The organism is Rubneribacter badeniensis (assembly GCF_002899695.1).
In the GTDB taxonomy this organism is placed as follows: domain Bacteria; phylum Actinomycetota; class Coriobacteriia; order Coriobacteriales; family Eggerthellaceae; genus Rubneribacter; species Rubneribacter badeniensis.
The window spans coordinates 1-12,925 of record NZ_PPEL01000086.1 but is presented as its reverse complement, the minus strand read 5'-3'; the positions used below and the strand labels follow the sequence as shown (position 1 = coordinate 12,925).

Below are 12,925 nucleotides of genomic sequence, written 5' to 3'. Positions count from 1 at the left end.
TCGGCCGCCTCGGTCAGGCTGAACCCCGCCGCGACGGCCTCCACGGCGAGCTCCCTGGTCTCCAACGGGTACATGCGGACTCCAATCCGGACACCGGAGTGTCCAACTTTTTGTCCGCACCCCCATCAGAGGTGCTTGGAGCCGTTTTTGCCGGTTCGCAGCCTTTGAAACCTCTTGCTTCGATCGCTACGGTAAAATATCGCAAGAAATCTTCGAAATCGTTATCGTTGCGGGCGTGTATCGCTTGTCGGTCGCACGCGCATCGGTTTACAGGCCGCGCGCAAACCTTTGCACGCGGCCTTTCGTTTGGAGCCGCCTTTTGCCCTTCGCCCGCTTCGGCTGGTTGCGGAAATTGGCTGAACGAGGGCGCAGTCTGCGGCTTCTTTGCTATAATGACTGATCGCGTGCACGCAACCGATGGTTTTCGACGCTGCACGGCGGCGGTTTCAGGGTCCTTCGCGGGACGGCGGGATCGCCGGCTTCGAGCCGACCGAGGAAAACGAGGTTGAAATGACTGAACTGCTGTCCCAGCTGTGGACGCCCGAGCTCCAGGCCGCGTTCACCGTGGTGGTGGTGCTGCTCGTCATCTTGTACGTGCTGTCCATCGTCTGGGTGGTTCGCGACGCCTACCTGCGCGGTTCCTACTGGTACGTGTGGGCCGTCGTCGCGCTGATTCCGCTGCTCGGCGTGATCGCGTACTGCTTGCTGCGCCCGCCGCTTCTGCAGATCGACCGCGACGAGCAGGAGCTTGAGATCGCGCTCAAGCAGCGCGAGCTCATGAAGTACGGCGAGTGCGCGAACTGCGGCTATCCGGTGGAGGCCGACTTCGTGCTGTGCCCGAACTGCCATCAGCGCCTGAAGAACCTCTGCGGCACCTGCAACCATGCGCTCGATCCCACCTGGACCGTGTGCCCGTACTGCGCCACGCCCGTGGCGGGCGCGGCTCCCCGCGCGCGTCGCGGCGCGCGAACGCCGCAGCCGCATCAGGCGGCTCCCCAGCAGACGAGGCAGGCGCGCCCCGCTCCTTCCGAGCGCGGCGGCGTGCAGTAGCTTTTCCGTGCGCTCGTCGGGGCCGCCTCGCGCCAAGCGGGGCGGCCCTGTTGTTTCAGGTATTGTCCGAAGCTTCCTTCGGCTGGGGGATCGCCCGTTTGCCGAAGGGGCGGTGCAGGCGCTTTGTGCGCGCCCGGCACAGAGAAAGGAACCAGTATGAACATCGTACTTCCCGACGGCTCGCAAAAGGAACTCGCCGACGGCGCCACCGTGGCCGACGTGGCCGCCTCCATCGGCGCTGGCCTGGCGAAGGCCGCGCTCGGCGGCAAGATCGACGGCGCGTTCGCCGACTTGGACACTCCCGTGAAAGACGGTGCGTCCGTGGAGATCATCACCGCGAAAAGCCCCGAGGCGCTCGGCATCATGCGCCATTCGACCGCCCACGTCATGGCCGAGGCCGTGCAGCTTCTGTTCCCCGGCGCGCAGATCGCGTTCGGACCGCAGACCGAAGACGGCTTCTTCTACGACTTCGAGCTGTCGCGCTCCATCACTCCGGAGGACTTCGAGGCCATCGAGGCCAAGATGGCCGAGATCATCAAACGCGACGAGCCGTTCGTGCGAGAGGTGGTTTCGCGCGACGAGGCCGAGGCCATCTTCGCCGACCAGCGCTTCAAACTGGAGCATATCCGCGAGCTTCCCGCCGACGAGGAGATCATCATTCGCCGCCACGGCGATTTCGTGGACTTGTGCAGCGGCCCGCACATGCCCTCCGCGGGCAAAATCGGCGCGTTCAGACTCATGAAGGTGGCGGGCGCGTATTGGAAGGGCGACAGCGACCGCGAGATGCTGCAGCGCATCTACGGCACCGCGTTCTTCAAGCAGAAGGAGCTCGACGAGCATTTGCACAACCTCGAGGAGGCCGAGAAGCGCGACCACCGCAAGCTCGGCCGCGAGCTGGGCATCTACATGATGGATCCCATGGCCGGCGTGGGCTTGCCGCTCTATCTGCCGAAGGGCGCGCGCGTCATCCGCACCATGCAGGAGTGGTTGCGCCGCGACCTCTACGAGCGCGGCTACGAGGAGGTCATCACCCCGCACATCTACAACGCGGATGTGTGGAAGACCTCGGGCCACTACGGTTTCTACAAAGAGAACATGTACTTCTTCGAGATCAACGAGGGCGACGACGAGAACCCGCGCATGAGCGAGTACGGTGTGAAGCCCATGAACTGCCCGGGCCACGTGATGCTGTACAAGAACGAGTTGCATTCGTACCGCGATCTGCCGCTGCGCTACTTCGAGTTCGGCACGGTGTACCGCCACGAGATGAGCGGCGTCGTGCACGGCCTGCTTCGCGCGCGCGGCTTCACCCAGGATGATGCGCACGTGTTCTGCACGCGCGACCAGGTGGTGGACGAGGTGGTGGCCATCCTCGACCTCGTGGACCACATCATGACCACGTTCGGTTTCGAGTACTCAGCCGAGATCTCCACCCGCCCGGAGAAGTCCATCGGCACCGACGACATGTGGGAGCACGCCACGAACTCGCTCAAGGAGGCGTGCGCGCGCCACGGGTTGGACTACGAGATCAACGAGGGCGACGGCGCGTTCTACGGCCCGAAGATCGACATCAAGGTGAAGGACGCCATCGGCCGCACCTGGCAGTGCTCCACCGTGCAGGTCGACTTCAACATGCCGGAGCGCTTCGAGCTGACCTACCGCACCGAGGACAACACCGAGGAGCGCCCCTGGATGCTCCACCGCGCCATCTTCGGCTCCATCGAGCGCTTCCTCGGCATTCTCATCGAGCACTACGCGGGCGCGCTGCCTTTGTGGCTGGCTCCCGTGCAGGTGGCCGTGCTGCCGCTGGCCGACCGCCACAACGACGCGGCCGCCGCGTTGGCAGCCCGCCTGAAGGCTGCTGGCGGTCGCGTGGAGGTGTACGGCCAGAACGAGCCCATGCGCGTGAAGATCGCGAAGGCCCAGAGCCAGAAGATTCCCTACATGGTGGTGCTGGGCGACAAGGAGGTCGAGAACGGCACCGTGAGCGTGCGCGACCGCCACGAGGGCGACTTGGGCGCGTGGCCAGCAGAGCAGCTGGTGGAGAAGATCCGCGAGGCGGCGCTGTAGGCCCCTGATTCGTTTCGCGCTCGCCGATGACCCCGGTCAACGATGCCGGGGTCGTTTTTTGTTTTCGCGGACTCGAAGGCCGTCGTTTTCGGACTGCTCGCGTCATGCGGGAGTTGCGCGCCGAATCGCGCATTTTCCAAGCGTGCTCGCGGCGTCTGCTCGTCGGCGCGCTCTCCGATTTGCTTGTCGAAGCGGGTTGGAAGATCGTTCGTCAGCGCTTGCGATGGCCGCGCTCGTCGTCTGTCTGGCGGCCGGTGCAAGTCTGCCGCATGCGCGCGGATCCTGTCGGGTGCGCCGTTGATCGTCGTGCTGCGGACGGCAACTTCGATCGTTTCGGTGTGCAGATCGCGTCGGTTGGGCCGCTTGAGGCGCGAGCGCACGGCGTGAAAGGCCGTTCATCCCAGCCAAAGGCGGTAGACGGTGGGAGGGTCGTAGTCGGAGAGCGCCAAGCAGAACCGCGCGGGATCGAGGTCGTCGAAGGCGTTTGGGTCTTCGAGCAGGCCGCGCGGGAGGAGGAAGGGGAGCGTGAACGTGCGCGTCTCGCCCGCTGCGAGGACGTTCCATTCGTCCGGAAGGTGGTTTTGCACGAGGCCGCGATCGGAGGGCTCTCCGTAGAGCTCTTCGAGAATGTAGTTGCCGCCGCCGTCGCCGACGCCGTTGTCGAGCACGTCGTTCGCCCCTTTGATGTCCTCGCTCCAAAGTCCGATCGGGGGTGCGCGCTGCTCTTGGTCGGACGTGTTCGAGAAGGTCACGTCGACGAGGAGCACCTTCGATTCATAGCGGGAGGCTTGCTCGTAGCCGAGCGTTTGCGTGTAGTGCGGATACCATTCGGCGAAGGCTTCGAGCGACACGGCCCTCATGTCGCCGGGGGTGATCTCGATGCCGTCCGAATCGTAGATGTAGTCGAATTCGTTCAGAAGGCGCTCCCGCTCCTCGTCGCTGAGCGCAGCGCGCTCGTCTTCGCTCATGCTGAACCATTTTCCCCTGGTGAGGCTTTCGGCTCGATAGGTTTGCCCGAACGGGACGTCCACGATGCGCTCGGCCTGGTAGCGGTTGTTGCCGACGCCGTCGATGCTTCCGTCGAACTCCTCCGGCTGCGGTGCGCGCGGCTCGCCGGGGACGAACTGGAGGGCGAAGCATCCGAACGCCGCCACCACCGCCGCGATGCACGCCGCTCCCGCCGCCGACCGCATCGTCTTTGCGCTCGCACCGCTCATGATGGCCTCCTTCGCTCGTATCGACGCGCCAAACCTAGCATGGGTGCGCGCCGCTTGGCAATGATGAAGTTTTTCATCACTGCGCTTTCGGGGACGAGGCGGTATGCTGGTTGCGAAGGGAAACGACGGAAGGAGGCGCCATGGTGTCGTGGGCGACGGTCGCGGTGCTCGCGTTCGCGGGAGCGCTCGGCGCGGCGTGCTGCGTCGCGGCGGCGCGGGCGTTCTTCGGGCGGCGGGCCGACCGCGTCGCCTACCGCATGGTCGGGGCGTGGGCCGCGGCGTTCGGCTTGACGCTCGCGGCATGCCTCGTGGCGAAGGACGCGTTTGGGGTTTCGGCTGCGGCGCTCGCGGCCGCTGCGGCATGCGCGCTCGCGTTCTCGCTGCTGCCGCTCGCCGCTCGTTGGCAGCGCACCCGCGCGATGGCGGCGGCGGTGGCGTACGTGCAGCTGCATCGGCTTTCGTCCGCTCCTGCGTCGGAGGGCTCCGACGCGGCGCGCCTCGACCTCGAGATGCGCTGCGCCCGCCTCGCGCGCTCCTACGACCTCACGCGGCGCGAGGAGGACGTGCTGCGGCTGCTCATGGAGGGGTGCACGTTTTCCGAGGTTGCCGACGAGCTGGTCGTCTCCGTCAACACCGTGAAGAGCCACGTGCGCCGCGTCTACGCGAAGATGGGCGTGGCTGGCAAGCAGGACCTGCTCGACAAAGCGCTCCGTTGAGCGGGGGCTCGGTTCCGGTTCGCTTGCGGCTTCGGCGGGGTGCGGCGGTGATTGCAGCCGAAGGGGCGAGCGATGCCCCGGCCGTCCTCAGCTGCGCCCGTCGGCCTCGTCCTCGCGGGCGCTTTCGTTCTCGCGGGCACGGAGCGCCTGCTCGACGAGGCGCCCCCGCTCGATCAGGCGCCGTCGGTGCTCGCGCACGACGAGGCGCGCGATGTGTCGCCGACGCTCGTCGAGCGACGGAGAGCCGACCGCTTGCCGCGGGCCGTCGCCGTCCGGATCGGCGTCGGCGGCGAGGTCGTGGCGGGCCATCTCCTGCGCAGCCAAATCGAGCGCCTCGTCGATGGCGCGCCTGCGGGCGCTGCGGCGCTGCAGAAGCGCTGCGCGGTCCTGCCAGTTCAGATCGGCTGCGGCGTTTCCGCGCACGTCGCCTTCCGCATCTGTGCGACCGCGTTCGGCGCGCCGTCGCGCCAGCCGCTCGAGCGCCTCCTCGCGTGCGAGCATGCGCTCGAGCTCCCAGTGCTCGCGCAGGATGCCGCCGATGTCGTGCGGGTTGTGCGCGATCTCGCGCACGGCCTCGATGGGCTTCGCGTCGGCCACGCGGTAGGTGAGCGTGCCCAGAAGCGGCATGAGGAACACGCTGCACGCGCCGGCGGCCACAAGCACGCTCGCCGTTTCCTGCGGCATGGCGCCCGCGCTCACGGCCACCGAGGTCACGGCCACGATGATGGGCAGCGCCGTCGTGCAGTACAGCGCGACGGCCAGGCGGTTGTGCGTGGATATGTCGCGCGTGCCCTTCGCGGTGGACAGCGCGACGAAGATGGGCACCGCGCGGATGAGCAGCAAAAGCGCGATGAACCCGACGAGCAGGGCCGGCTGGGCGAACACGGCCATGAGGTCGATCTTCGCGCCGGAAACCGTGAAGAACACGGGTATGAGGAACCCGTAGGCCGTTCCTTCGAGCTTCCGCTCGAGGCCGTGGTCGCCCTCGGGGATGATGTAGCGCAGCACGAACCCCGCGGCGAACGCGCCCAGCACGATGTCGAGGTCGAACGCGGCCGACACGGCCACGAGGCCCACGAGCAGCACCACCACCATGCGCATCATGGTCTGCGACGTGCCGTCGGCGTTCTCCGAGAGGAAGCGGAACAGCCGGTGGCCCGCCTTCTTCGCCTTGGCGGGCACGACGGCGGCGATCACGGCTATGGCGACGAACGCCACGAGGATGAGGGCGGTCTGCCATTCGGCGCGCGTCGACAGCAGAAGCGCCATGGCGAGCACCGGGCACAGCTCTCCCCAGGTGCCGTACGCGAGGATGGACTCGCCCACGCGGGTGCCCATGAGGCCCCGCTCCTTCATGATGGGCATGAGCGTGCCGAGGGCCGTGGTGGTGAGAGCGATGGCCACGGCCATGGCCTCGAGCTCGCTTTCCCGCATGAGCCCGGCGGCGAACACGAAGGCGAAGGCGAGCGCGATGGACACGGCCCAGGTGAGAAGGCCGCGCTTGCCTTGGGCTCCGGTGAGGCTCTTCGGGTCGATCTCGTAGCCGGCCAAGAGGAACAGGAAAGCCAGGCCCAAATCGGACAGGAGGCCCACCGCGTCGGTGACGCCGATGACGTCGGCCATGTTCGGGCCGAGCAGCGCGCCGGCGATGAGCAGAAACACCGTCTCGGGAACGAGCTTGTTGGGGATGATCTTCGCGACGATGGGGCTTGCCGCCGCGGTGAGCGCGATGATGGCGAGCGAGACGAGGTCGGAGGTCATGGAGGTGTGCGCCTTTCGATGAGTGCGTACGCGTTCGTGCTGGTGAGAAATGCCTTATTCTACACCTTCATCGATTGCGCGGACGACGTCCCACAGTTTCCGCATGCGCGGGTCTGCATCGGCGCTCGACGCTCGGTTCCACAGCGCTTTTCCGCTGCAGAGGCAGGGTGGGGCGGCGTCCAGGCCGAACCGCGAAGGGTTACGAGGGGCGTGCTTTTGCGGTGCGCTTCCCCTCGGGCGACGAGGGTGCGCAAAGGGCCGTGGTATGCTGGCGGGAATGCGTTTTCCGAGCGAAAGGAGCGTTTTCCCATGATCGTCACCACCACGAATTCCGTCGACGGCTACCGCGTGTCCGGCTACTACGGCATCGTGTTCGGCGAAGTGATCACCGGCATCAACTTCCTGCGCGACCTCGGCGCGGGCATCCGCAACCTCGTCGGAGGCCGCAGCGAGGGTTACGAGCAGGAGCTTATGCAGGCGCGCACCGAAGCCCTGCAGGAGCTCGAGCAGCGCGCGGCGTCGCTGGGGGCGCATGCCGTCATCGGCGTGGATATGGACTACGAGGTGCTCGGCCAGGGCAACATGCTCATGGTCACCGCCTCCGGCACCGCCGTCACGCTCGAGCAGGCGTAAGGCCGCGCCGTCTTTCGAAGGTCTGCGGAGCGAGCCAACCGTCCTGCGACGGGCGGGCTCGCGCATCTCGCGGCGGCAGGCCCGCCCGCGAGGGGGCTAGCGCTCGAGGTAGGCGCAGAGATCCGGCCAGGTGCGGGCGGCCTCGGCGTATCCCTGCTCGTAGAGCGCGAACAGCTTCTCGGGGTCGCGCTCCATGCTGGAGACGGTCACGGGCTCGGGCGGGCGTATGACGAAGGCCTCGCCCGCTTCGTGCATCCGCGCGAGCATGCGGTAGGTGCGGTTGTACTCGTAGTGGCGGTGCTGGAGCCGCTCGAGGTAGTAGGGGTACAGGCCGTAGCGCTGGCGTTCGAGCGCGAGCATCTTGTCAGGGCCCTTCACGTAGCCGGCGGCTTGGGTGAGCACGACGAGGTGCTTTTTCGCGCCCGTGAGCAGCGAGTGCGCGATGGGCACGCTGTCGCAGGTGCCGCCGTCGAGCAGAAGCTTGCCGTCCACGTCGACGATCTGGCTGACGAGCGGCATGGAGGACGATGCGATGAGGTAAGGCAGGTCGGCCCGCGCATCGGAGAACTCGTGGTAGTCGGCCTCGCCGGTGACGAGGTTGCTGGACACGGCGACGAGCTTCATGGGCGATTCGTCGAACCCGGCGTAGTTGAACGGCTCGAGGCGGTTGGGGATCTCGTCGAAGGCGAACTCGCGTCCGCAGGCGTTGCCCGTGCGCACGAAGCTTTTGAGGGACAGGTAGCGCCAGTCGGCGCAGTACTTCGTGTTGAGGTAGCACGTGCGGCCGTCCTCGCCGGCCACGTAGTTGTAGCCGCACAGCGCCCCCGCGCTCACGCCGATGACGCGCTCGCAGAACAGCTTCTGGTCCATGAAGAAGTCGAGCACGCCGGCGGTGAACTGCCCGCGCATCGCGCCCCCTTCCAAGACGAGGTTCGCGGCCGTGGCGGCGTGTCCGCGCCAAGCGGGCTCGTGGAGCGGGGCGGGACGGCAGGAGGTGCGCGGATGGTCGGCTGATGTGCTCATAGGGTTTCCTTTCGGCGGTTCCGGGCCATTATAGCGCAGCGCGCGCGGCGGGGATTGTGAAGCGTCGGTGGAGGGCCGGCGTCGCTCGGGCCGTTCGCCGGGGAAATCGCCACGAGGCTCAACAATCATGCCTCGAATGGTAACAATTGGGTGCAGGATCGACGCTCTGCGTGTACAATGCCAGGGAACACGGAAGGGCCGCATGTGACCGTGCGACCGAGGGCGGCGTCCGACCGGACGACGCGAATAGGGCCGCGAACGCGGTCGTGAACAGAGGAAAAGGAGGCTCTCATGAGCGAGATCGTATCGTCTTCCGACTTCCAGTCCAAGGTGCTCGACGCGCAGGGCCCCGTGCTCGTGGACTTCTTCGCCACGTGGTGCGGGCCGTGCAAGATGCTCGCGCCGACGCTCGACGAGGTGGCCGGCGAGGTGGCCGGCAAGGCCGCCGTGTACAAGCTCGACATCGACCAAAGCCCCGACATCGCCCAGCGCTACGGCGTGATGAGCGTGCCCACGCTCGTGGTGTTCGAGAACGGCCAGGTGAAGAATCAGGCCGTGGGAGTGCAGCCCAAACACGCCATTCTCTCGATGCTCGGCTAGCCCTGTCGCAAGAGGGCGCGTCCGCGGCTGCGCGACGCGCTTTGGCGAGGCCCTCGACCGTCCGGTCGGGGGCCTTTCGCATGCCTGTGCTTGCTCCTCGGCGAGCCGGCCCCGCCTTCGGCGAGCTTTGCCGGACGATGCCGCGCGGCGAACTGGCGAAGAAGGCGGCGCTCGGTGCGCGGCTGGCGGGGCGCGCCCTGCGGTCGGGGGGGGGGGGGGCTCCGTCCCTCCATGCATGAGATCTGCTCGATTCTGGCCATGAAACCGCGTTCTGGCACGGATTCCGGCCCCTTTCGGCCTGAAGGGAGCTCCCTGTGCGGGGAAAGCCCAGGTCGGCGAAACCGGCGATACTCGGGACGCGCTCGATTCGTGCCAAAACGCGGTTCCGTGGCCAGAATCGAGCGGATTCCTCGCAGGGGCCCATTTGACGCCCGTCGGTTTTGGGGCGGGCGGCTTTCGGGCAGACGGGGGAGCCGCCCTGGCGGCGTCGATGCCGGCCCGACGGGGCTCCTTCGGGCCGCGCCGGGCCTGTGCGAGGGAGCTCGCATGCCCGGAGCGTCCTCAGGCCGGTGAGTTCAACTTTGCCATGAGCGTCGTGCGAGAGCGCGCTCATGCCCGAAGCGCCCTGGAGGGATGCCGAGCGCGTGGGCGGGGGGCGATGCCTTGCGTCGTTCGTCCGATCGGCGAGCGTCCGTCGACAGCGGTGCGACCGGCGTCCTCCTGCCGCATCGCCCGCCTACGCCGCGGATTCGCCGACGACCCAGGCTCGATGGAAGTCCCAGCGCCCCGCGTCGTCCGTGGCCGTGAGCAGGTAGCTGCCCACGATGAGGACGGGCTCGACGCCCTGGCCTCGCGCTTTGTCGAACAACTCCCGCGCGTTGCTCTCGCTCAAGGCGGGTGCCACCTTGAGCAGGCATTCGAGGCACGTTCGCGCCGTGTGGCCCGGCGAGCGCCGCCAGAGCGCGCACGCCGCGCCGCCGCATGTGCCCGTGGCCGCGCCCGCTTCGCTCGGGCTCGCGTCGGCCACCGCTTCGCGAATCTCGTTCGGATGCGCGGCGTCCACGAGCACCCCGTAGCGCCACGGCTCCTCCACGAGCAGCCGCCACGGGCCGGCCTCGTCGTAGTCGATGGCGTCGAGCCGTGCGATGCCGGGCGCGTCGGGGCGCATGCCCTGACGGGCGAGTCGCGCAGCTTCGGCGTTGAGCGCGCGCTGCCGAGAGAGCCGGGCGCGGGTCGCTTCGAGTTGGGCGATCCTTCGCTCGACGTCGTCCTCGGTGCGCGCGAGCGCCTCGTCCAAGCCGCGAGCCGAGAGCGCACGGTAGCCCTCAAGCTCCCTCACCGGCACGCCGAGCTTGCGGTAGAAGGCGATCTCGCTCGCCTCGATGAGGTCGTGCAGCGAGTACTGTCGGTAATCGTTGCCGCGGTTGCGCCGCGCGCGCACGAGCCCTTGGCTTTCCCAATAGCGCAGCGTGGACGGCGCCACCTCCAGGTAGCGCGCCGCGTCCTTGATGTCGTAGAGCCGAGGTTCGGCCATGACGCCTCCTTCCTTGTGTCGGACGGCGCGGTGAGCGGGACGTGCTTCGCGCGTGTGCTGCATGACGCTCTGTTCGAGACACGTCCGGCGCGTCGGATATCGGTCGCCGCGAAAGTCGCGCGCGCCGGGATCGAACGCGGCGTATGTCTCGCGCGCCGCGCGGGACGCGCGAGCGTTCGGCTCGCCGTGGTTTTGAAGATTCCGCGAAACCTTCGGTTCCTTCCTTTACCTTAAAGCCGCTTTAAGGTTGAGAATACCATGCGGAAAACGATCAGGCAAGCGAAGCAAGCAAGGCAAGGTGGAGAAGCTATGATCACGAAGGACATGGTGCGCGAATACCTCAAGTACATCGTCCCCACCATGATCACGTTCACGCTCGCGAGCGTCTACAGCATCGTCGACGGCGTGTTCGTGGGGCACGCCGTGGGCGATGCGGGGCTGGCCGGCATCAACGTCGCCTTCCCCCTCGTGGCTTTCATCATGGCGGTGGGCACGGGCATCGGCATGGGCGGCGGCGTCATCTCGTCCATCGCGAAGGGCGCGGGCGACGAGGCGAAGGCCCGCCGCGCCGTGGGCACGACGTTTCTCATGCTCGTGCTGGCGGCCGCGCCCATCATGGCGCTGCTGCTGGCGTTCGCCGAGCCTATCTGCCAGCTGCTCGGCGGGCGGGGCGAGACGCTCTCGCAGGCTGCGGCGTACCTGTCGGTCATCGCGTGGGGCGTGCCGTTCCAGATCCTCGTCACCGGTTCCATGCCGCTTATCCGCAACCAGGGCAAGGTGGCCTACGCCATGGGTGTGCAGGTGCTCGCGGGGCTTATGAACGTGGCGCTCGACTTCGCGTTCGTCATCGTTGCGGGATGGGGCACCGCGGGCGCGGCTTTGGCCACGGTGATGGCGCAGGCGTCCGCGTTCTTGCTCGTGGGCGCGTTCTTCCTGCGCAAAAAGAACCGCATCGCGCGGCGCGACCTGCGCATCGACGGGCGTATTGCGCTCCATGCGCTCAAACTGGGCATGGCGCCGTTCGGCCTGACGCTTTTGCCCGAGGCCACGGTGGTGGCCATCAACGTGAACCTGGCTGCGTACGGTGGCGAGACGGCGCTTGCGGCCTACGCGGTGGTGTCCTACACCGCCTGCGTCATCCAGATGCTCATCCAGGGCGTCGGCGACGGGTCCCAGCCGCTCGTCTCGAAGCGCTACGGGGCGGGGGACGCCGACGGCGTGCGCCGCATCCGCAACACGAACTACCTCATAACCGTCAGCCTGGGGGCGCTCGGCCTTGGCGCGATGTTCCTCTTGCGCGACCAGATACCGCTTCTGTTCGGCGCGTCCGAGCAGACGGCAGGGGTGATCGCCTGGGCTTTGCCGGTGTTCTCCACGGCCTACGTGTTCTACGGGTTCACCCATGCGTCCACCTCGTACTTCTATGCGGTGGACGACGCGCGGGCCTCGAGCGCCATCGTGTACGGAGAGGCGCTGCTCGTGGTGGCCGTGGTGTTCGGGGCGGCGCGCCTTGCCGGGGTCGACGGCGTCTGGCTGTCGGTGACCGTGGTGCAGGCGATCCTCACCGTGTGCGCGGCGGCGCTGCTGCGTCGCCGCCATCGCAGCCGGTCCGCGCAGGGGTGCGCGCGGGCGACGGTGGGCGACGGGGCCTGCTAGGCTCCGGTCTGCGCGCGGAGGGCGGCGTCGCCGGCGTTCGCAGAGGGTTCGGTGCCCGTCGATCCGGGGCTCCCCGGGCGTGCGGGTCTGCCGGATTCCCCGGAACCTCCGGTGCCTTCGGAGCGCGCCCGCACCAGCGGCTCGAGGTAGCCGTAGCCCTCCTCTTCCAGGCGCGCAAGCGGAACGAAGCGCAAGGCCGCGCTGTTGATGCAGTAGCGCAACCCGCCCGCCTCGGCGGGTCCGTCGTCGAACACGTGGCCGAGATGCGCGTCGCCCGCGCGGCTGCGCACCTCGGTGCGTCGCATGCCGTGGCTGCGGTCGGGCCGCCGGGTCACGACGTCGGGGGCGATGGGGCGCGAGAACGCGGGCCATCCGCATCCCGAGTCGAACTTGTCGGCACTCGAGAACAAAGGTTCGCCGCTCGTCACGTCCACGTACACGCCCGGCTCGAACGTGCGGTCGTAGGCGTTGCGGAAAGGGGGCTCGGTGGCGCTTTCCCGCACGACGCGGTACTGCTCTTCGGTGAGTGTGCGGCGCAGTGCTCGCCTGGGCTTTGCCGGTGTTCTCCACGGCCTACGTGTTCTACGGGTTCACCCATGCGTCCACCTCGTACTTCTATGCGGTGGACGACGCGCGGGCCTCGAGCGCCATCGTGTACGGAGAGG

The 12,925-nt window shown here is 67.7% G+C and carries 11 protein-coding genes; 6 read left to right on the top strand and 5 right to left on the bottom strand.

Features of this window, described 5'->3' with window-relative positions; all coding sequences use genetic code 11:
- Positions 1 to 510: 510 nt before the first annotated feature.
- Together C2L80_RS11325 and thrS are read left to right on the top strand one after the other, a co-directional pair.
- A complete protein-coding gene (locus C2L80_RS11325; RefSeq protein WP_087196585.1) occupies positions 511 to 1,050 on the top strand; it encodes a zinc ribbon domain-containing protein in 540 nt (179 codons plus the stop codon).
- 156 nt (positions 1,051 to 1,206) lie between these two features.
- Positions 1,207 to 3,120: a threonine--tRNA ligase gene (thrS, locus tag C2L80_RS11320; RefSeq protein ID WP_087196586.1), complete on the top strand. Its 1,914-nt coding sequence runs from the start codon at positions 1,207 to 1,209 to the stop codon at positions 3,118 to 3,120.
- Between the two features lie 395 nt (positions 3,121 to 3,515).
- Here the strand turns inward: thrS and C2L80_RS11315 are convergent, their stop codons facing one another.
- The gene (locus C2L80_RS11315; protein WP_224759112.1) at positions 3,516 to 4,337 is read right to left on the bottom strand and encodes a hypothetical protein; all 822 of its coding nucleotides are present in this window, start codon (positions 4,335 to 4,337) and stop codon (positions 3,516 to 3,518) included.
- Between the two features lie 140 nt (positions 4,338 to 4,477).
- Between C2L80_RS11315 and C2L80_RS11310 the strand changes: the two genes are divergently transcribed.
- Entirely contained in the window at positions 4,478 to 5,053 is a 576-nt protein-coding gene (locus tag C2L80_RS11310) for a helix-turn-helix transcriptional regulator (RefSeq protein WP_087196588.1), read from the top strand.
- An 87-nt stretch (positions 5,054 to 5,140) separates the two neighbouring features.
- On the opposite strand, the gene C2L80_RS11305 is transcribed toward C2L80_RS11310, so the two are convergent.
- The gene (locus tag C2L80_RS11305; protein ID WP_103263226.1) at positions 5,141 to 6,814 is read right to left on the bottom strand and encodes a cation:proton antiporter; all 1,674 of its coding nucleotides are present in this window, start codon (positions 6,812 to 6,814) and stop codon (positions 5,141 to 5,143) included.
- A gap of 309 nt (positions 6,815 to 7,123) precedes the next feature.
- Here C2L80_RS11305 and C2L80_RS11300 point away from each other — a divergent pair, with 309 nt between their 5' ends.
- Positions 7,124 to 7,447, top strand: a complete 324-nt coding sequence (locus C2L80_RS11300; protein ID WP_087196592.1) for a YbjQ family protein — start codon at positions 7,124 to 7,126, stop codon at positions 7,445 to 7,447.
- 96 nt (positions 7,448 to 7,543) lie between these two features.
- Here the strand turns inward: C2L80_RS11300 and C2L80_RS11295 are convergent, their stop codons facing one another.
- A complete protein-coding gene (locus tag C2L80_RS11295) occupies positions 7,544 to 8,470 on the bottom strand; it encodes a patatin-like phospholipase family protein (protein ID WP_103263225.1) in 927 nt (308 codons plus the stop codon).
- A 291-nt stretch (positions 8,471 to 8,761) separates the two neighbouring features.
- Between C2L80_RS11295 and trxA the strand changes: the two genes are divergently transcribed.
- The gene (trxA, locus tag C2L80_RS11290; protein WP_087196594.1) at positions 8,762 to 9,070 is read left to right on the top strand and encodes a thioredoxin; all 309 of its coding nucleotides are present in this window, start codon (positions 8,762 to 8,764) and stop codon (positions 9,068 to 9,070) included.
- A 736-nt stretch (positions 9,071 to 9,806) separates the two neighbouring features.
- On the opposite strand, the gene C2L80_RS11285 is transcribed toward trxA, so the two are convergent.
- Complete coding sequence (locus C2L80_RS11285) at positions 9,807 to 10,604, bottom strand: MerR family transcriptional regulator (protein WP_103263224.1); 798 nt, start codon at positions 10,602 to 10,604, stop codon at positions 9,807 to 9,809.
- Between the two features lie 309 nt (positions 10,605 to 10,913).
- Here C2L80_RS11285 and C2L80_RS11280 point away from each other — a divergent pair, with 309 nt between their 5' ends.
- Complete coding sequence (locus C2L80_RS11280) at positions 10,914 to 12,260, top strand: MATE family efflux transporter (RefSeq protein ID WP_103263223.1); 1,347 nt, start codon at positions 10,914 to 10,916, stop codon at positions 12,258 to 12,260.
- Here C2L80_RS11280 and msrB read toward each other — a convergent pair.
- Positions 12,257 to 12,799 (bottom strand): peptide-methionine (R)-S-oxide reductase MsrB, encoded by a 543-nt coding sequence (msrB, locus tag C2L80_RS11275; RefSeq protein ID WP_338049474.1) that lies wholly within the window; start codon positions 12,797 to 12,799, stop codon positions 12,257 to 12,259. The two genes, C2L80_RS11280 and msrB, sit on opposite strands and share 4 nt — an antisense overlap.
- Positions 12,800 to 12,925: the final 126 nt, after the last annotated feature.